The organism is Amycolatopsis sp. NBC_00348 (genome assembly GCF_036114655.1).
Lineage (GTDB): Bacteria > Actinomycetota > Actinomycetes > Mycobacteriales > Pseudonocardiaceae > Amycolatopsis.
In genome coordinates this window covers 6,100,922-6,120,553 of the sequence record NZ_CP107994.1, presented here as the reverse complement: position 1 = coordinate 6,120,553, position 19,632 = coordinate 6,100,922, and the positions used below count along the sequence as shown (strand labels likewise).

Genomic DNA, 19,632 nt, shown 5'->3' with positions numbered 1-19,632 from the left:
CACCGCGTTCCGGATTCCGTCGTCTTGCCGGTTGAGCGTAGGTCCGCACTTCCGGGCCCGTCAATGTGACAATGCGCCGGTGACTCGAATGGTGGCGGCCCTCGACGTGGGCGGTACGACGATCAAGGCGGCGCTGCTCGACGAGCAGCTGCAGCCGAAGGCGACGCTGCGGGCCGAGACGGCGCGCAGCGCGGACGGCACGGCGCTGGCCGAGCAGGTGGCGGAGATCGTCGACATGCTGGCCGGGCAGGCCGGCACAGTGACACCGGCCGCAGTCGGCGTGGTGGTGCCGGGGATCGTCGACGAGGAGACCCGGATCTGCCACTTCTCCGCCAACCTCGACTGGCGCGAGGTCCACTTCGGCGAGCTGCTGGAGGACCGGCTGGGGCTGCCGGTGGCGTTCGGCCACGACGTCACCGCGGGCGGCATCGCCGAGTTCCGCGTCGGCGCCGGCCAGGGCGCGCGGAACGCGGCGTTCATCCCGGTCGGCACCGGGATCGCGGCCGCGCTGCTGCTCGACGGCCGCATCCACCGCGCGGGCGGGCAGGCGGGCGAGGTCGGCCACATCGACGTCGGCCACTCGCTGAAGTGCGGCTGCGGCGCGACCGGCTGCCTGGAGGCGATCTCCTCGGCGGCGGCGATCGCCCGCCGCTACACCGAGCGCACGGGCCGCCCCGCCGACGGCGCGCGGGAGGTCGTCGACCTGGCCCGCCACGGCGACGAGGTCGCGGTGGAGGTGGTCCAGGACGCGCTGGACGGCCTCGGCCACGGCATCCGGACGCTGCTGACGCTGCTGGGCCCGGAGGTGATCGTCCTGGGCGGCGGGCTGTTCACGGCGGCGGACTACGTGCTCGAGCCGGTGCGCGACTGGCTGGCGTCGCACCTGACTTTCCAGCGGATGCCGGAACTGCGGATCGCGAAGCTGGGCGACGAGGCCGGACGGCTGGGGGCGGGGCTGCTGGCCTTGGACCGGCTGGCGGCGCACTGACGGAGCTGCTGTGTCTCTTTCGGATCCGCTCCGGCTGTGTCTCTGACGTCTCTGCCGGATCTGCCCGGCTGTGTCAAGTCGCTTGTCCACAGCCGGGCAGTTGTCCACAGATTTGCCGGAGCCCGTTTTTGCAGGTCACAGGCGATAGACTGGACGTGGGACGCCCCCCAGGGAGTGGTGGGGGCTGGTCTGGGGGGCTGGGGGTGTCCACACCGGCCGGGAACGGGCGTGACGCCGACCGGAGCGGACGGGGCCTCGGGCCACCCTCCGGCGGTGTAGCCATCCCGGACCCCTCGCTGCCGCCCGCCCCGACGACCTCACCGCCGACGGCCGGTCAAGCTGTGACGACCTCGACTCCCGCCGCAACGAAGGCCGCTATCTGGTCCGGGTCTGCTCCCGAGTCCGTGATCAGCTGGTGGACCGCCGTGGTGTCGCAGATGCGGGCGAATGCGTGGCCGCCCAGTTTGCCGCTGTCCGCTATCACCACCACCTGACGCGCTCGTGATGCCAGCAGGCGGTTGATGCTCGCCTCGCCTTCGTGGTGGGCGTACGCGCCGCGCTCGGGGTCGAACGCGTCCACGCCCAGGAACACCAGGTCCAGGGTGATCTGGTCCAGGAACAGGCTGGCCAGCGGGCCCGTCAGCTCGAACGAGTGCTGGCGGGCCACGCCGCCCGTCACGACGATCTTGATGTTGGGACGGACCGCCAGCTCGTGGGCGATGTTGAGCGCGTTCGTCACCACTGTCAGCGCCGGCGAGCCGTCGCGCTCGGCCAGCTCCGGGCGCAGCGCCAGCGCGCGGGCGACCTCCGTGCTCGTCGTGCCGCCGTTGAGGCCGAGCACCATGCCGCGCTCGACCAGCCGTGCGGCGGCCGCGCTGATGCGCTGTTTCTCCGGCGCATTGCGCGCGGCCTTGTGCCGCAACGGCAGGTCGTACGCGACGTTGCTCGCCACCGCGCCGCCCCGTGTGCGGGTCAGCAGCTGGCGACCGGCCAGGTGGTCCAGATCCCGCCGGATCGTGGCGGGGGAGACGTCGAGCTCCTCCGCGGAGGCCTCGACGTCGATCTTGTCCCGCTGCCCCACCATGTCCAGCAGTGCGCTGAGCCGTTCGTGCCGGTCCAAGCCCGTCCCTTTCGCCGCTTCACCAGGAGCGGTAAAGGTACCGGGTAATCAGAGCGAGCGTAGGAAGGCGAGCGACGGCATGAAGAAGTATTCGCCGCCCTTGAGCGTCACCGCCTGCGGCACCGGCTCCGCCGCGCGCTGCGCCGAGCCGCCCCAGTCGACCGTGTAGTCCGACGGCCCGCGCGCGCCCTGGCCGATCACCGGGTCCAGGCCCGGCGTGACGCCGTCGACGATCGGGAAGCCCGGGTTGTCCGCCCAGATCGCCTGGGTGAACTCGAACTGGTTGCCCAGCACGGAGTTGAAGGCCATGAACAGCAGCCCGACCCCGCCGCTCGGGCGCGCCCCGGGCGGCAGGTCCGCGTTCGGGTCGTCCGGACGCTCGCCGTAGGTGACGCCGCGGCGGGCCATCAGGTGCAGCCGCTCGCCCGTGGGGTCTTCCGCGCCACCCGAGCCGCGCGGGTTCGTCTTGCGGATGTGCGCCTGGAACGGGCACTTGAGCGCGTCGCGGTCGCTGTCGAAGGTGAAGTTGTTCGACACCGGGCTCTCGGCGCCGTCCTCCCGCTGGGTGGTCAGCGGCGTGCCGTCCTCGAACCGGCCGATGATCATCGCGCCGGCGCGCTCGCGGTCGTCGCCGGTGAGGCCGAGCGTGTCGGCCAGGTCCGCTTCCGCCTGCTTGAACCGGCGCACGTTCTGCTCCAGCTTGCGGAAAACGAAGTAACTGCCGAAATGCACGCCGGGATCCGGCGCCGCGGTGTCGGGCACCAATACCTGGGAAAGCGGCGCCGCCGGATTCCAGACGTTGATGCCGTCGGTGTTGTTCTTTTCCGCGTCGACGTCTTCGGTGAGGAACAACGGCTGGCTGCGGCCGTCGACGTAGCCGAAGTGCTCGATGCCCTCACCGCGCGCGTTGACCCGGCCGAGCCCGGTTTCCTCCGCCACGACGGCGACGGAGTCCGGCAGCAGGTCGAGGATCTCGTTGCGCCGCGCGGTCATCGCCTTGTCGGTGGCGTCGCCGACGAGCACGACGGCGTGGATTTCGCCGTGATAGCCCGGATCGAACGTCGAGCGCGGCGGATCGCTCAGCTTCCGCCGCGTGTCCGGCGCCGCCATGCCCCGCAGGAATGCCTCGTCCTGCGGGACGTTCTCGACGCCGAGCGCGCGGTAGCCCGCCGCGGTGAGCCCGGCGCCGACGTACGGCGTCCCGGGGGCGCCGCCGCTCTTGAACCCGCCGACCTCGGCGAGGTGTTCCTTGGCGGACTTCATCTTCCCGGTGACCGAGACGAGGAACGCCCGCGCCTCCACCGGTTCGCCGAACGTCAGGAACAACGCGGAAAGGTGGTCGCGCACGTGCGCTTTGAGGATGTTCGGCTGCAACTCGCCGAGCATCGTGGCGGCGTCACCGCTCGCCGTGGTCCAGGACAGTGTGGTGGACAGATCGACAGACATCAGGGTCCCCTCCCCAAGTAAACCGCCTAGCGGCGGTACCCGGCCGGCTCCTCCCCTGCGGCCGGCCGGGTCCCCTGAACACAGAATGCAACGAACGGGCGGCTTCGCGCCACCCGCTCGGCGGTTTCACACGAAAGATTAAGTTGAACGCGTAATCGGTGCGGAAACGGAAACGCGGGCCCCGGCCGGGACCCGCGTTCCGTTCAAGCGGCTATTCGATCAACTGGTCAGGACCACCACTGGGACGTGCCGCCCGAGATGAAGTCCCACAGCTGCAGGCGCGTGCCGTTGGTCCCGGCCGACCCCTCGGCGGTCAGGTAGCGCGTGCTCGCGCCGCTCTGCAGCCGCAGGTAGCCCTCCGGGTTGACGGTGCCCGCCCACCACTGGTTCTTGCCACCGGCGATGAAGTCCCAGAGCTGGACCTTGGTGCCGTTCTTGCCGATCGAGTTCAGGTCGGCGTCGAGGTACCGGTTGCTCTGGTAGTTCTGGAAGCGGTAGAAGCCCTCCGGGTTCTGGGTCAGCCAGAACGCCTGGTTCGGCGCCGTGTCGTTGCAGTCCCAGAGCTGCACCTTCGTGCCGTTCGCGCCGATCGTGTTCAGATCCGCGTCCCAGCAACGGCCGGACTGAGCGGAGACGATCAGCCACGGCCCCGGGTCGACGTCGGCCGCCGCGCGGTTGGTGGACCGCTGCTGCTTCGCCGCGTCGGCCACCTTCGAGTGCCGGAGCGTGACCCCGGCCAGCGAAGAGACCTTCACATCCCCCTTGCCATCGGCCGGCGCCGCGCCGGCCTGCGGTACGGCGACCAGGCCCAGCAGGCCCGCCGCCGCGGCGACCGTCACCATCAGTCGCTTGATCTTCGTCATCGTTCCCCTTTTCGGCATCTGGATGGCACCTGATGACGGGGAGAAGGCAGGCGCCACCCAGCCCCGGGCCACAATGGACCCGGCGCACAGCAAAACCGGCGAATCCCCCTCGTCGAGACCCTCAAACCCCCGAAAGCGGGCCTCTGAAAGCCATCATTCAGGGGAGTTCCTGCCTCGTCGAGTAGATTTCCCGGAGCGGCAAAGACGCTGGTCAGCGGTGTAACGGAACGGTACGGCGGCCGATAGAGGGGGACAGACACCCGGGGGGCCATCGGTGCGCATCGAGCTGACGTTGCACGACCTGATCCGCGTCGGGCTCGCCGCCGCGGCCGACCCGATGGCCGAGCTCGCCGCGAGCCTGCAGGTCCTGCAACGGCGTGACGGCGGGCGCAACGCGGCGTCGTCGGCGTTCAACCGCTGGCGGCACCGGGTGTGGCAGGGCCTGCCGGACTCGGCGGCCGTGCTGATGTGGCTCTGCCGCCCGGACGCGCCGCTCCCGGAGTTCCTGCTGCCGGCCGCGGGCCGCTACGACCTGGAGTCGGGGCTCACGGCGGTGCTGAAGACGGACCCGACGGCGCTGAAGATCGGGTTGCGCACCGCGCCGGCCGACCACGAGCTCCCGGGCTGGGCGACGGCGCTCGCCGACGGCGACACTGCGGGCCTGCCGCGATTGGTCCAGGCCATGCAGGACTACCACGAACTGGCCCTCGCGCCGAGCTGGGACTTCGTCGGCGCCCAAGTGGACGCGGACCTCGGGATGCGCACGCAGGTGCTGCTCCACGGCGGCGTCGACGCGCTGCTGACCGGCCTGCGCCCGATGGTCCGCTGGGCGCCCCCGGTGCTGGAGACCGACGACCGCACCGCCGGCGGGCCCGTGTCGGAGGGCACCGGGCTGCTGCTGGTGCCGACGTACTTTTCGGTGTGCCCGGCGCTCGTCACGCCCGCCCCGGGCGGGATCCCGCGGCTGCTCTACCCGTGCGTCCGCCAGGCTTCCTACGGGTCGGCGCCCGACCGCGCGGCCCGGCCCGTGCGCGGCAACGCGCTGGCGGACCTGCTCGGCCCGACCCGCGCGGCGGCGCTGACGGTGCTGGCGGTCGGCTGCAGCACCTCCGAACTGGCGGCGCGGCTGGGCGTCACGCCGTCGGCGGTCAGCAAACACGCGACGGTCCTGCGCCGCGCGGGGCTGATCATCACGCACCGGGAGCGCAACACGGTGCTGCACTCGCTGACCCCGCTGGGCAGCGCGCTGCTCGACAGCTGATACGGAAGCAGGAGTTTCGGCGGTGGCCGCTCTGGCCGGACTTTCGGGCTGTGCCGACGGTCCTGTCGACCGGCAGGCGCTGCGCAGCGAGTTCGACGAGCTGTGAACACACCCTTCACCACCGGCACCACGGCGAACAGCAGAGGGTGGGACAGCGCCGGCGGGGTGACGACTCTGGCACCGCCGCCGGCGCCGGGTCTTACGTCAGCGGGCGGTCCGTCGGGGCGATCGGGGCCGGCAGGATGCCGCGGCCCGTCAGGAACGCGTCGACGCCCGCGGCCGCGGAACGGCCTTCCGCTATCGCCCAGACGATCAGCGACTGGCCTCGGCCCATGTCGCCCGCGACGAACACGTTGTCCAGGCTCGTCTTGAACGTCTTGTCGCGTGCGACGTTGCCGCGTGCGTCCAGCTCGACGCCCAGGTCCTCGATCAGGCCCTTCTTCTGCGGTCCGAGAAAGCCCATCGCCAGCAGCACCAGCTGCGCCGGCAGCTCGCGTTCGGAACCGGGGACCGGGACGAACTTGCCGCCCTCGTTGCGCACCTCGACCAGCTTCAGCGCGCGCACCCGGCCGTCGGCGTCGGCCGCGAACTCCTGCGTGTTCACCGAGTACAGCCGCTCGCCGCCCTCTTCGTGCGCCGAGGACACCCGGTAGATCATCGGGTAGGTCGGCCACGGGTGCGCGTCCGAGCGGGCCTCCGGCGGCCGCGGCATGATCTCCAGCTGCGTCACCGACCGCGCGCCCTGGCGGTGGGACGTCCCGACGCAGTCCGCGCCCGTGTCGCCGCCGCCGATGACGACGACGTCGAGGCCCGAGGCGTCGAAGGGCGACGACTCGAGGTCACCCGACGCGACCCGGTTTGCCGGCGGGAGGAACTCCATCGCCTGGTGGATGCCGTCGAGCTCGCGGCCGGGGATCGGCAGGTCGCGCCAGTCCGTGGCGCCGCCGGCCAGCACCACCGCGTCGTACGACGACTGCAGCTCGGCGACCGACAAGTCCACGCCGACGTTCACCGACGTCCGGAACTCCGTGCCCTCGGCTTCCATCTGCGCGAGCCGGCGGTCCAGGCGGTGCTTCTCCATCTTGAACTCGGGAATGCCGTAGCGCAGCAGCCCGCCGATCTTGTCGGCCCGCTCGAGGACCACGACGCTGTGGCCCGCGCGCGTGAGCTGCTGCGCCGCGGCAAGACCCGACGGGCCGGACCCGACGACCGCGACCTTCTTGCCGGTGCGCGCGGCCGGCACCTCCGGCGTCACCCAGCCCTCGGCGAAGGCGCGGTCGATGATCGAGATCTCGACGCGCTTGATGGTCACCGGGTCGTCGTTGATCCCCAGCACGCACGCGGTTTCGCACGGTGCCGGGCACAGGGTGCCGGTGAACTCCGGGAAGTTGTTGGTCGCGTGCAGCCGGTCGGCCGCCTGCTGCCAGTCCTCCCGCCACACCAGCGTGTTCCACTCCGGGATGAGGTTCCCGAGCGGGCAGCCCTGGTGGCAGAACGGGATGCCGCAGTCCATGCAGCGGCCGGCCTGCTTCTCCAGCTTCGTGGACGCGAAGTCCTCGTAGACCTCGCGCCAGTCCATCAGCCGCAGGTCGACCGGACGGCGCGTCGGCTCTTCGCGCGTGGTGGTCAGAAAGCCCTTGGGGTCAGCCATGTGCGGCCTCCGTTTCTTGCGGGACACCCGCACCCGGTCGGCACTCATGGCTGGCTGCGCGATTTTCAGCCATGAGCTGCCTCCATGATCGCCTCGTTCACGTCGCGCCCGTCCCGCTCGGCCTGCACCTGGGCGGCGAGCACGCGCTTGTAGTCCTTCGGCATGACCTTGCCGAACCGGTCGACGCCGGCGTCCCAGTCGGCGAGCAGGGCACGCGCGACCGCGGACTCCGTTTCGTCGTAGTGCTTTTCGAGGGCCTCGCGCAGGAAGTCCGCGTCCTCGGAGTCGAGCGGGTCGAGGTCGACCATCTCCGGGTTGACGCGGTGCGCGGGCAGGTCCAGCACGTACGCGACGCCGCCGGACATGCCGGCCGCGAAGTTGCGGCCGATCGACCCGAGCACGACCACCCGGCCGCCGGTCATGTACTCCGCGCCGTGGTCGCCGACGCCTTCGACGACGGCCAGCGCGCCCGAGTTGCGCACGCAGAACCGCTCGCCGACCTTGCCGCGGATGAAGATCTCACCGCTCGTCGCGCCGTAGCCGATCACGTTGCCGGCGATGATGTGCTCTTCCGCGGCGTACCGCGCTTCCTTCGACGGGCGCACGATCAGCCGGCCGCCGGAGAGGCCCTTGCCGACGTAGTCGTTGCCGTCGCCGTAGAGCCGCAGCGTGATGCCCTTCGGCACGAACGCGCCGAACGACTGGCCCGCGGTCCCGGTGAAGGTGACGTCGATGGTGTCGTCCGGCAGCCCTTCGCCGCCCCACCGCTTGGTCAGCTCCGAGCCGAGCATGGTGCCGACGGTCCGGTTCACGTTGCGCACCGGCAGTTCCAGCCGCACCTTGTCACCCGAGTTGAGGGCGCCTTCGGCGAGCTGGATCAGCGTGTTGTCGAGCGCCTTCTCCAGCCCGTGGTCCTGCTGCGTCTGCTGCAGGCGCAGGCCGGCCGGGGCCATGTCCGGCACGTGGAAGATCGGCGACAGGTCCAGCCCGGCCGCCTTCCAGTGGTCGACGGCCTTGCGCTTGTCGAGGAACTCCGCGTGCCCGACGGCCTCGGCGATCGTCCGGAAGCCCAGCTCCGCCAGGTACTCCCGCACCTCCTGGGCGATGAACTCGAAGAAGTTGACGACGTACTCGGCCTTGCCGCTGAACTTCTCGCGCAGCTTCGGGTTCTGCGTCGCGACGCCCACCGGGCAGGTGTCGAGGTGGCAGACGCGCATCATGATGCAGCCCGACACCACCAGCGGTGCGGTCGCGAACCCGAACTCCTCGGCGCCGAGCAGCGCCGCGATGACGACGTCGCGGCCGGTCTTGAGCTGGCCGTCGGTCTGCACGACGATCCGGTCGCGCAGCCGGTTGGCCAGCAGCGTCTGCTGCGTCTCGGCCAGGCCCAGCTCCCACGGGCCGCCGGCGTGCTTGATCGACGACAGCGGTGACGCGCCGGTCCCGCCGTCGTGACCCGAGATGAGCACGACGTCCGCGTGCGCCTTCGAGACGCCCGCCGCGACCGTGCCGACGCCGACCTCGGACACGAGCTTCACGTGGATGCGCGCGGCCGGGTTGGCGTTCTTCAGGTCGTGGATCAGCTGGGCAAGGTCCTCGATCGAGTAGATGTCGTGGTGCGGCGGCGGCGAAATCAGGCCGACACCCGGTGTCGAGTACCGCGTCTTCGCGATCCACGGGTACACCTTCGCGCCGGGCAGCTGCCCGCCTTCACCGGGCTTCGCGCCCTGCGCCATCTTGATCTGGATGTCGTCGGCGTTGACCAGGTACTCGCTCGTGACGCCGAAGCGGCCCGACGCGACCTGCTTCACGGCGCTTCGCCGCTCCAGGTCGTAAAGCCGCTCCGCGTCTTCGCCGCCTTCGCCGGTGTTGGACTTCCCGCCGAGGCGGTTCATCGCGATGGCGAGGGTCTGGTGCATCTCCATCGAGATCGAGCCGTAGGAGATCGCGCCGGTGGCGAACCGCTTGACGATCGAGGAGACCGGTTCGACCTCGTCGATCGGCACCGGCGGCCGCTCGCCGTACTTGAAGCCGAACAGCCCGCGCAGCGTCAGCAGCTTCTCGGCCTGGTCGTCGACGGCCTTCGTGTACTCCTTGAAGACGTCGTACTTGCCGGACCGGGTGGAGTGCTGGAGCTTGAACACGGTCTGCGGGTTGAACAGGTGCGGCTCGCCCTCGCGGCGCCACTGGTAGTCCGCGCCCGTCTCCAGCTGGCGGTGGGCGGCGCGGACGCCGTCGGCCGGGAACGCGTACTGGTGCCGCTTCGCGACCTCTTCGGCCAGGGTGTCGAAGCCGACGCCGCCGAGGCGTGAGGTCGTGCCGGTGAAGCAGTTCTCGATGACCTCTTCGCCGAGCCCGATCGCCTCGAAGATCTGCGCGCCGGTGTAGGACGCGACGGTCGAGACGCCCATCTTGGACATCGTCTTGCGGACGCCCTTGCCCAGCGCCTTGATCAGGTTCCGGGTCGCCTCCTTCGGCGTCACGCCCGGGATCAGGCCCTGGTGGGCCATCTCCTCGACGGTCGCCATCGCGAGGTACGGGTTGACCGCGGCGACGCCGTAGCCGACGAGCAGCGCGATGTGGTGCACCTCGCGCGCGTCGCCGGCCTCGACGACGAGGCCGACCTGCGTGCGCGTCTTCTCACGGACGAGGTGGTGGTGCACCGCGCCGGTCAGCAGCAGCGACGGGATCGGCGCGTGGTCCTCGTCGGTCCCGCGGTCGGACAGCACGATCACCCGCGCGCCGTCCTCGATCGCCTCCGACACCTCGGTGCGGATCTCGTCGAGCCGCTTGACCAGGGCCTCGCCGCCGCCGTGCACGTTGTACCGGCCGAGCACGGTGACGGCCTGGAACTCGGGCAGGTCACCGTCGTCGTTGACGTGCACCAGCTTGGCGAGCTGGTCGTTGTCGAGCACCGGGAACGGCAGCGCGATCCGGCGGCACGACGCCGAGTTGCCGACGAGCAGGTTCGGCTCGGCGCCGATCTGCGCGCCCAGCGCCGTCACCAGCTCTTCGCGGATCGCGTCCAGCGGCGGGTTCGTGACCTGGGCGAACAGCTGGATGAAGTAGTCGAAGATGAGCCGCGACCGGCTGGAGAGCGACGCCAGCGGCGAGTCGTTGCCCATCGACCCGATCGGCTCGGCGGCGGTGCGGGCCATCGGTTCGAGGATGGTTTCGAGGTCTTCCTCGGTGTAGCCGAACGCCTGCTGCCGGCGCACGAGCGTGGCGTGCAGCGGGACCTCGCGGTCGCGCTCGGGCAGCTCGTCGAGCTGCAGCAGCCCGGCCTCGACCCACTCGTCGTACGGGTGCGCGGTGGCCAGCTCGCCCTTGATCTCCTCGTCCTCGACGATCCGGCCGGCCTCGGTGTCCACCAGGAACATCCGGCCGGGCTCGAGCCGTCCCTTGCGGACGATCGTCGCCGGGTCGATGTCGAGCACGCCGACCTCGGAGGCGAGCACGACGAGGCCGTCGTCGGTCACCCAGTAGCGGCCGGGGCGCAGGCCGTTGCGGTCGAGCACCGCGCCGATCTGGCTGCCGTCGGTGAAGGCGACCAGCGCCGGGCCGTCCCACGGCTCCATCAGCGTCGAGTGGAACTCGTAGAAGGCGCGGCGCGCCGGGTCCATCTCCTGGTGGTTCTCCCAGGCCTCGGGGATCATCATCAGCACCGCGTGCGGGAGCGACCGGCCGCCGAGGTGGAGCAGCTCCAGGACTTCGTCGAAGCTCGCCGAGTCGCTGGCGCCGCGGGTGATCACCGGGTAGATGCGCTTGAGGTCGCCCGGGATCAGGTCGGTCTCGAGCAGCGCCTCGCGGGCGTCCATCCAGTTGCGGTTGCCGCGCAGGGTGTTGATCTCGCCGTTGTGCGCGACGTACCGGTAGGGGTGCGCCAGCGGCCACGACGGGAACGTGTTGGTGGAGAAGCGGGAGTGCACCAGGCCGATGGCGCTGGTGACGCGCTCGTCGGTCAGGTCGGCGAAGAACCGCTCGACCTGGGGCTCGGTGAGCATTCCTTTGTAGACGATCGTGCGCGAGGACAGGCTGGGGAAGTAGACGTCTTCCGCGGCCAGCTCGTGCTCCACGCGCTTGCGGACGCAGAACGCGCTGCGCTCGATCGACAGCGGGTCGGCGTGCTCCGGCTTCGGGCGGCGCGCGGCCAGGAACAGCTGCGTGAAGTGCGGCATCGTCTCGGCCGCGGTCGGCCCGCAGTGCTCGGGGTTGACCGGCAGCTCGCGCCAGCCGAGCACACGCATGTCCTCTTCGGCCGCGATGCGCTCGATGGTCGTCATGGCCCGGCCGCGGCGTTTTTCGTCCTGGGGCAGGAAAGCGGTGCCCACGGCGTAGGTGCCCGGTTCGGGCAGGGTGAAATCGACGACTTCGCGGAAGAACTCGTCCGGGATCTGGATCAGGAGCCCGGCGCCGTCCCCGGTATCCGGTTCGGCGCCCCGCGCCCCGCGGTGTTCCAGGTTGCGCAACGCGACCAGGGCCTTCGCGACGATGGCATGATCCCGGCGTCCGGTGAGGTCGGCGACGAACGCGACACCGCAGGCGTCGTGTTCGTATTCGCTCCGGTAGAGGCCCTTGGCCTCGGCGTTGCTGAGCTGCTCCCCCGACGGGGGGAGGGCACTGGCACGGTGGGTCACGGCTGGCCGCCTCCCAAGGCGTTGGCGTGACCGGTACTCACCTCATCGAGTGGTTCGAACTGAACCGGTTAACGAAGTGGTCCGGTACCGCGATGGTCAGTCGAGAACAGTTGCTGTTGTCGAGGTGCAAGATGCCGCGAGGTATCGGCCGGGCTGGTCGGCGTCACCGAAGGAGCCCGGAAACCGGACGCGGGTCATCTGGGAGGCCGCACAACACTGGGCAGCCGAACGTGTTCGGTACTGCGTGCGCGCAGAGGCAGACCACTGTGGTGGGGGTCAGCCGGAGCGCGCGGTGTTACTCCCGGGTTCGCCGGGTCTTATGACGATAGTGTGAATTCGCTGTTATCGACATACGTCGTCGCCCCCGGGTGGGAAATGCCACGCTTGCGTTGACGGGCACGGGGGTCGTCCCATATGCCAGGTCGCCTCTCCCTTCGCTGCCTGAAATATCGCCTTGACCTGCGGAAACGTCCGTCTCAAGTGGTCCGAGGCGGGTGCCGGTGCCCGGCTCCGGGGTGAGAAGCTGGGTACATGGTGAACCCGGCCGATGACTGATCGTTATCTCTCCGTGGCTCGGGAGGGCAGCCACGAGGTCGAGATCAAGCGCTCCCGCTTCCTCTGCGCGCTCGCTCCGGTGACGTCGGAGGAGGCCGCGCGCGCGTTCATCGCGGGCCGGCGGCGCGCCGGACCGGGCGCCCGGCACCACTGTCTCGCCTTCGTTCTCGGCCCGGATGGACGGACCCGGCGTTCCAGTGACGACGGGGAACCTGCGGGCACGGCGGGCACGCCGATGCTGGAAGTGCTGCGCCGCCGGGAGTTGACGGACACGGTCGCGGTCGTGACGCGCTACTTCGGCGGGGTGCTGCTCGGCGCGGGCGGGCTCATCCGCGCGTACGGACAGGCTGTGGCACAAGCGATCGACGTAGTAGGCGTACTAGAACACCGTCGACTCCAAGTGGTTGAGGTCGCCGTGAGCTACGACCGCGCGGGCCGGCTGGAGAACGACCTGCGCGCGTCGCGCTACGTCCTGCGCGCGACGCGCTTCGACGAGCTGGCCCGCTTCGAGATCGGCCTGGCGCCCGGCGAGTCCGAAGTGTTCGCGAGCTGGCTGGCCGACCTCACCGGCGGCGAAGCGAAGGCCGTCGAACTCGGCGAGCAGTGGGTCACCGGGGGCGCGTGAGTGCGGACCACCACCGGGTAGTGGGCTGACCACGCGCGCATTCGGTTGGCGCACAAGGGGGATTCGGACTTTCGGTGCTACCGCGGAGGTATTCGCCCGTGGCACCATGTCCTTCCCCCGACCACCGGATCACCCGGCCCGCCCCGAACCGGGCCGCGCACCACCCTCGATCACCACATCAGCCTCACGAGCCTCAAAAAGCTGCACTTTCCCTGGGAAAGTGCAGCTTTCGGGCCGATTGACAACGTTGTCAGCCACTGCGTGCCGAGGAGAGGAAGGTTCCATGTCCGGACCACTGTCAAGGTTCAGGAGACGGCTCCGGGGAGCGGCGCTCGCCGCGGTCCTCGTGGGTGCGGGGCTCGCCGCGCTGCCCGCTCCGGCCGCCGGCGCCGCGACGCTCGCCCTTACGCAGTACGTGAATCCCTTCATCGGCACGGACAACAGCAACTCGCCCAACCCGGTGCCCGGCGGCGCCGGCGGCAGCACGTACCCGGGCGCCGTCGTGCCGTTCGGGATGACGCAGTTCAGCCCGGACACCCCGACCGGGTCGCCGTCGGGCTACCGCTACAGCGACACGAGCATCGAAGAGTTCAGCCTCACCCACTTCAACGGCGCCGGCTGCCCCAACAACGAGGACCTCGGCCTGCTGCCGATCACCGGCGCGATCGGGACGTCGCCGGGCACCGGCTGGACCGGGTACGCCGGGCGCTACACGAAGGCGAACGAGTCGGCCGCGCCCGGCTACTACAAGAACAAGCTCGACAACTACAACACCACCGTCGAGCTGTCCGCCACCCAGCGGTCCGGCTCCATGAAGCTGACCTACCCGAACACGACGACGGCGCGGCTGCTCGTCAACACCGGCCGCAGCGCGACCGGCAACCGCAACGGGTCGATCGCCATCAGCGGCAGCCAGCTCACCGGCACGGTGACCGGCGGCGGCTTCTGCGGGTCGTCGAAGACCTACCAGATCTTCTACGTGGTCCAGTTCGACCGCGCGCCCAGCGGCTTCGGCACCTGGCTCGGCGGCACGGTGAGCGCCGGGTCCGCGAGCACCAGCGGCACGAACTCCGGCGGCTACGTCACCTTCGACACCTCGAGCAACACGACCGTGCAGGCGAAGGTCGGCATCTCGTTCGTCAGCCTGGCCAACGCGCAGGCGAACCTCGCGGCCGAGAACCCCGGGTTCGACTTCGCCGGGGTCCGCGCCGCGGCCGACACGAGCTGGAACACCATCCTCAACCGCGTCCAGGTGACCGGAGGCGCCGCCGCGGACCTGCAGAAGTTCTACACGGCGCTGTACCACGTGTTCCAGAACCCGAACATCGCCAGCGACACCAACGGCCAGTACCGCGGGTTCGACCAGGCGATCCACACCGCGACGCACACCGTGTACCAGAACTACTCCGGCTGGGACATCTACCGGTCGTGGGCGGCGTTGATCGGTTTGGTCGCGCCCAACGAAGCCAGCGACATCGCGAAGTCGATGGTGCTGGACGGCCAGCAGGGCGGGTTGCTGCCCAAGTGGTCGCACAACAACAACGAGCACTTCGTGATGACCGGGGACCCCGGACCGATCGTCGTCGGCAGCATGTACGCCTTCGGTGTCCGCGGTTTCGACACGGCGGCCGCGCTGACGCTGATGGACAAGAGCTCCAACGGCGGCGCCGCGCAGGGGCAGGCGATCCGCGGGCGCCAGTCCGGGTACGTCAGCCGGCACTACGTCACCGAGGACCCGTCGGACTCGCTCGAGTACTCGGCGTCGGACTTCGCGGTGGCGCAGTTCGCGAAAGCCGTCGGTGACACGACGAAGTACAACACCTACATGCAGCGCGCCCAGTGGTGGCAGAACGTGTACGGCACCGACTCCGGCTACATCCAGCCGCGGGGCAGCACCGGCACGTTCGCCTGGCCGGTCGTGCCGTCGAGCAACAGCGGCTACACCGAAGGCAACCCGTCGCAGTACACCTGGATGGTGCCCTACAACTACCAGGGCCTGATCAACCTGATGGGCGGCGCGAAGACCGCCGTCCAGCGGCTGGACCACCACTTCACGCAGCTCAACGGCGGCCTCACCCAGCCGTACTTCTACATCGGCAACGAGCCCGAGCACGGCGTGCCGTGGGCGTACAACTACGCCGCCCACCCGCAGGGCACCAGCTCGGCGGTGCGGCGCGTGATGAACGAGTCGTTCACCACCGGCGCGGGCGGCGAGCCCGGCAACGACGACCTCGGCGCGACCTCGGCGTGGTACGTCTTCGCCGCGCTGGGGATGTACCCGGCGACGCCGGGCGCGGACGTCCTGGCCCTGCACGGCCCGCTGTTCCCGGCGGTTTCGATCATCCGCCCGAGCGGGACGATCCAGATCAACGGCAGTGGCGCCGGCCAGGGCTCGCAGTACGTGCAGAGCCTGAGCGTCAACGGGACCGCGACGACGAAATCGTGGATCCGCTACGGCGACATCGCGGGCGCGTCGACGCTGAACTACACGATGGGCTCGTCGCCGAGCGCGTGGGGCACGAACGCGGCGGACGTCCCGCCGTCGTACAACGACGGCTTCACGCCGCCGGCCGCCGCGCCGAACCTCGGCACGAACCTGGCGCAGGGCAAGGCCGCCACGGGCTCGGCGTCGTGCGCCTCGTCCGAAGGCGCGGCCAACGCCGTCGACGGCAGCCTGATGAACAACAGCAAGTTCTGCACCACGGCCGCCACGAAGTTCCTCCAGGTGGACCTGGGGTCGGCGCAGAACGTGTCGTCGTTCGTGGTCGAGCACGCCGGCCTCGGCGGTGAGACCACGGCCTGGAACACCGGGGCGTTCACGATCCAGACGTCGACCGACGGCACGAACTGGACGACGGTCGCGTCCGTGACCGGCTCCCGGGCCAGCCGCACGTACCACCCGATCACCGCGAGGTCGGCCCGCTACGTGAAGCTGAACATCACCACCGCGGCCAACGACGGCAACGGCGCGGCGCGGATCTACGAGTTCGAGGTCCACGGCTGAGCCTTCTGCCGCAGCTCGTCGTGAGTGTTTAGGGCGGTTCTAACCGCCCTAAACACTCACGACCGCGACCCCCACTGCTCGCGCGTGATCGCGTATTCGACTTCGCCGTGTTCCGCACCCGGGGCGAGGTCGTGCTCCGGGAACTTGTCGAAGTACGTGCGGATGAGCGTCATCCCCAGCTTTTCCATGACGCGCCGCGAGCGCTGGTTCACCGTCATGGTGAACGCCGTGACGCGCTTGACCCCCAGGTCGTCGAAGCCTTTCGCGAGCAGCGCCACCGAGCCTTCGGTGCCGTAGCCCTTGCCCCAGGCCGCTCGGTGCAGCCGGTACCCCAGTTCGGGCTCGTCCGGCGGGTCCGACGGACGCGGCCGGAAGTGGAACCAGCCCAGGAAATCGCCCGTGCTCTTCTCGATCGCGGCCCAGAACCCGTAACCGGGGAACCGCTCGTAGTAGCCGAGGAACGCGGGGAGGTCGAGGGTGACGATCTCCGTGCGATCCGCCGGCCGGCCCCCGTCGATGTACTTCATCACCGCGGCGTCGTCGTAGAGGTCGAACAGCGCGTCGGCGTCGCTCTCGGTGAACCGGCGCAGGATCAGCCGCTCGGTCTCGAGGAATACGTGCATTCGGGCGATGCTGGCAGGGCCCCCACTGCGCGGCAACGCAATTACGCGGCGGTCGCGAAGACCTCACCCAGTGCTTGCGAACCGGCTTCGGTGAGTAGTGCCGGGACGCGCTGGCCGCACTTGCCCGGGCGGGCCGGCGCGATCAGGCCCAGGCGGGCCAGCCGGTGCACGGTGGACTGATCGCAGCAGCTCAGGCCGTCGATGAAGAGGTCGGGTTCGCAGCTGCAGCTGATTTCGGCGTGACCCTCGGCCACGGCTCTCAGTGTGGCCCGCTCACGATGGTTCAACGTGGTGATCATGGCGGTGCCTCCTTCCGTCGTAATCATTAGACGCTTCACCACCGGCAGTTTCCCCTCTCAGCGTGCGAATCCGGGTATTCAGGGGGTGTATTCAGGGGTGATGCGCAGTCTTCGTCCGGGTACCCCTTAGGCCAGTGGTTCCAACGTCGTCTTGCGCAGGTGCCGGAAAATGATCGAAGTGCGGAAGCCGACGATCTCCCGGCGGATCGCGAGGCGGTCGGTGAGGAAGGCGTGCAGCCCGTCGATGTCGGGGGCGGTGACTTCGATCAGGAAATCGTCGCTACCCGCGGTCACGTACACCGAAAGCACCTCCGGCAGTTCGGCGATCGAGCGCTGGAAGGTGTCGATGACGGCCCGGCTCAGCGGCCGCACCTGCGCCGCGACCATGGCCCGGACGCCGCGGTTGAGGCTCGCGAGGTCGATGTCGGCGTGGTAACCGCGGATGACGCCGCGCTCCCGCAGCAGCCGGATCCGTTCGAGGCACGTCGACGGCGCGATGCCGACCTTCCGGGCGATCTCGCGGTTGGTCTGCCGGGCGTCCTCCTGCAGCAGGCGCACGATCGCCGAATCAAGTTCGTCCAGCACCGGGTGCTCCTCGTGATTGCCGAATTTAGTTCGGCGACATGTCGACATCGCCGACGATCACTCTAACTTCAGTGCCCATGACCGCACATGAGCAGCTCATCGCCCGCCGTGGCCGCCGATCCGGCGTCACCACGATGGTCGCGATCCATTCGAGCGTCCTCGGCCCGGCCGTCGGCGGCTGCCGCCTCAAGGCCTACCCGAGCCTGACCGACGCCGTCGACGACGTCCTGCGCCTCTCGGCGGCGATGACCGCGAAGTGCGCGGTCGCCGGCCTCGACTTCGGCGGCGCGAAGAGCGTCATCGCGCTGGAGCCCGGCCGGGTGCTCTCTCCGGCGGAACGGCGGGACGTCCTTCTGGACCACGCCGAGCTGATCGCCTCGTTCGACGGCGCGTACCTCGCGGGCCCGGACGTCGGCACCGGCCCGGCCGACATGCTGGTGCTGCGCGAGGTCTCGCCGCACGCATTCTGCACACCCGAGTCCGCGGGCGGCACGGGCTCGTCCAGCGGCCCGACGGCGCTCGGCGTCCTCGCCGCGCTGCGGGCGGCGTCGGGCACGCGGTCGATGGCCGGGCGCCGGGTGGTGATCAGCGGCTACGGCGCGGTGGGGGCCCATCTGGCCGCGAGCCTGCAGGCCACGGGCGCGTCGGTGGTGGTCTCGGACGTCGACCCGGCGAAGCGTGCCGAGGCTCGCGACTTCGAGTGGGTCCCGCCGGAGAAAGCGCTCACCCTGACGGCGGACGTCGTCATCCCGGCGGCGGTGGGTGGCGTGCTGAGCCCGGAGAGCGTGGCCCGGCTCGACACGCCGCTGGTGGTGGGCCCGGCGAACAACCAGCTGACCGACGACGCCGTCGCGGACGCGCTGGCCGCCCGGGGCGTGCTGTGGGTGCCGGACTACGTCGCGAGCGCGGGCGGGATCTTGTACACGCTTTCGCGGGAGGCGGAGGGCCTGGACCACGACGCCGCGCTGGCCCGCGTCGAGTCGATCGAAGGGACGGTGGAGGGCATCCTCACGGCCGCGCGGGCGCACTCGACGACGCCGTTGCGCGAGGCGGCCGCGCTGGCCGAGCGCCGTCTTACGGCGCCCAGCGCTCGCTGAAGCCGGAGGTCGCGAGGGGCACCCTCAGGGACTTGAGCGCCCTGAGGGTGCCCCTCACGGCACGGCGGCCGGGCGCAGGGCGGCCAGCACCTCGGGCGCCGTCGTGAAGTCGCCCAGCCGGACCGGCTTCCGGTCGCCGTGGAAGTCGCTCGAGCCCGTCGTCAGCAGCCCCAGCTCCGCCGCCACCTCCCGCAGCCGCCGTCCGACCTCCGGCGGCTGCTCCGGGTGGTCCGCTTCCAGCCCGGCCAGTCCTGCCGCGGCCAACGTCGCCAGCTGGGCGTCCGACACCTCCGCCCGGCGCTTCGACGAGCGTGGGTGGGCCAGCACCGCCGTGCCGCCGGCCGCGCGGACCAGGGCGATCGCGGCCGTCGTGGGCAGGACGTGCTTCGGGACGTCCGCGCGGCCGCCGTCGGCGAGCCAGTCCGGCGTGAACGCGTCCGTCACCACGCCCGTCGCCACCAGGGCCGCCGCGATGTGGGGGCGGCCCAGCGGGGCGCCGGCGGCGATCGCCTCCACCTGGGCCAGCGTGATCGGTGCGCCCAGCTCGCGGCAGCGGTCCACCATCCGGACCGCGCGGCGGGCGCGGTCGGTACGGATCAGCTCCAGCTCGGCCGCCAGCGACGCGTCCGCCGGGTCGGCGAAGTAGCCGAGCAGGTGCACCTCGGCGTCGTCGAGCCGGCAGGAGATCTCGACGCCGGGCACCAGCTCGACCCCGGCTTCCGCGGCGGCGGGCGCCGCAAGAGCCAGGCCGGCGAACGTGTCGTGGTCGGTGAGCGCGACCACGGTCAGGCCCGCCCGGGCCGCCAGCCGCGGCAGGTCCGCGGGCGGGGTCGTGCCGTCCGAGGCCGTGCTGTGGGCGTGCAAGTCGATCGTCACAC

At 70.5% G+C, this 19,632-nt stretch carries 14 protein-coding genes; 5 read left to right on the top strand and 9 right to left on the bottom strand.

The window, feature by feature from the left end:
- Positions 1 to 88 precede the first annotated feature (88 nt).
- Entirely contained in the window at positions 89 to 988 is a 900-nt protein-coding gene (locus OHS58_RS26370) for an ROK family protein (protein WP_247063553.1), read from the top strand.
- Between the two features lie 334 nt (positions 989 to 1,322).
- On the opposite strand, the gene OHS58_RS26365 is transcribed toward OHS58_RS26370, so the two are convergent.
- From OHS58_RS26365 to OHS58_RS26355, 3 genes are all read right to left on the bottom strand, one after another.
- The gene (locus tag OHS58_RS26365) at positions 1,323 to 2,108 is read right to left on the bottom strand and encodes a DeoR/GlpR family DNA-binding transcription regulator (protein WP_326943631.1); all 786 of its coding nucleotides are present in this window, start codon (positions 2,106 to 2,108) and stop codon (positions 1,323 to 1,325) included.
- Between the two features lie 48 nt (positions 2,109 to 2,156).
- Positions 2,157 to 3,554: a Dyp-type peroxidase gene (locus tag OHS58_RS26360; RefSeq protein WP_328644342.1), complete on the bottom strand. Its 1,398-nt coding sequence runs from the start codon at positions 3,552 to 3,554 to the stop codon at positions 2,157 to 2,159.
- A gap of 227 nt (positions 3,555 to 3,781) precedes the next feature.
- Complete coding sequence (locus tag OHS58_RS26355) at positions 3,782 to 4,417, bottom strand: RICIN domain-containing protein (protein ID WP_328644341.1); 636 nt, start codon at positions 4,415 to 4,417, stop codon at positions 3,782 to 3,784.
- 274 nt (positions 4,418 to 4,691) lie between these two features.
- Here OHS58_RS26355 and OHS58_RS26350 point away from each other — a divergent pair, with 274 nt between their 5' ends.
- The gene (locus OHS58_RS26350; RefSeq protein ID WP_326943628.1) at positions 4,692 to 5,678 is read left to right on the top strand and encodes an ArsR/SmtB family transcription factor; all 987 of its coding nucleotides are present in this window, start codon (positions 4,692 to 4,694) and stop codon (positions 5,676 to 5,678) included.
- 199 nt (positions 5,679 to 5,877) lie between these two features.
- On the opposite strand, the gene OHS58_RS26345 is transcribed toward OHS58_RS26350, so the two are convergent.
- Both OHS58_RS26345 and gltB read right to left on the bottom strand, forming a co-directional pair.
- A complete protein-coding gene (locus OHS58_RS26345; protein ID WP_326958964.1) occupies positions 5,878 to 7,329 on the bottom strand; it encodes a glutamate synthase subunit beta in 1,452 nt (483 codons plus the stop codon).
- Between the two features lie 65 nt (positions 7,330 to 7,394).
- On the bottom strand, positions 7,395 to 11,966 hold the full coding sequence (gene gltB, locus OHS58_RS26340; RefSeq protein WP_328644340.1) for a glutamate synthase large subunit: 4,572 nt from the start codon (positions 11,964 to 11,966) through the stop codon (positions 7,395 to 7,397).
- A 547-nt stretch (positions 11,967 to 12,513) separates the two neighbouring features.
- On the opposite strand from gltB, the gene OHS58_RS26335 reads away from it, so the two are divergent.
- Positions 12,514 to 13,146: a YigZ family protein gene (locus OHS58_RS26335; RefSeq protein WP_328644339.1), complete on the top strand. Its 633-nt coding sequence runs from the start codon at positions 12,514 to 12,516 to the stop codon at positions 13,144 to 13,146.
- Between the two features lie 283 nt (positions 13,147 to 13,429).
- Positions 13,430 to 16,150: a GH92 family glycosyl hydrolase gene (locus OHS58_RS26330; RefSeq protein WP_328644338.1), complete on the top strand. Its 2,721-nt coding sequence runs from the start codon at positions 13,430 to 13,432 to the stop codon at positions 16,148 to 16,150.
- 56 nt (positions 16,151 to 16,206) lie between these two features.
- Here the strand turns inward: OHS58_RS26330 and OHS58_RS26325 are convergent, their stop codons facing one another.
- The 3 genes from OHS58_RS26325 to OHS58_RS26315 all read right to left on the bottom strand — a co-directional run bounded on the left by OHS58_RS26325 (position 16,207) and on the right by OHS58_RS26315 (position 17,654).
- Positions 16,207 to 16,773 carry a GNAT family N-acetyltransferase gene (locus OHS58_RS26325; RefSeq protein ID WP_328644337.1) on the bottom strand — a complete coding sequence of 189 codons (567 nt, stop codon included), beginning with the start codon at positions 16,771 to 16,773 and terminating at the stop codon, positions 16,207 to 16,209.
- Positions 16,774 to 16,814: 41 nt separating this feature from the next.
- Positions 16,815 to 17,072 (bottom strand): hypothetical protein, encoded by a 258-nt coding sequence (locus tag OHS58_RS26320; protein WP_247055854.1) that lies wholly within the window; start codon positions 17,070 to 17,072, stop codon positions 16,815 to 16,817.
- Positions 17,073 to 17,198: 126 nt separating this feature from the next.
- Positions 17,199 to 17,654, bottom strand: coding sequence for an Lrp/AsnC family transcriptional regulator (locus OHS58_RS26315; RefSeq protein WP_326951622.1), 456 nt, complete (start codon positions 17,652 to 17,654; stop codon positions 17,199 to 17,201).
- Positions 17,655 to 17,734: 80 nt separating this feature from the next.
- Between OHS58_RS26315 and OHS58_RS26310 the strand changes: the two genes are divergently transcribed.
- The gene (locus tag OHS58_RS26310) at positions 17,735 to 18,754 is read left to right on the top strand and encodes a Glu/Leu/Phe/Val dehydrogenase dimerization domain-containing protein (protein ID WP_328644336.1); all 1,020 of its coding nucleotides are present in this window, start codon (positions 17,735 to 17,737) and stop codon (positions 18,752 to 18,754) included.
- Positions 18,755 to 18,808: 54 nt separating this feature from the next.
- Here the strand turns inward: OHS58_RS26310 and OHS58_RS26305 are convergent, their stop codons facing one another.
- Positions 18,809 to 19,630 carry a PHP domain-containing protein gene (locus tag OHS58_RS26305; protein WP_328644335.1) on the bottom strand — a complete coding sequence of 274 codons (822 nt, stop codon included), beginning with the start codon at positions 19,628 to 19,630 and terminating at the stop codon, positions 18,809 to 18,811.
- Between the last annotated feature and the right edge of the window lie 2 nt (positions 19,631 to 19,632).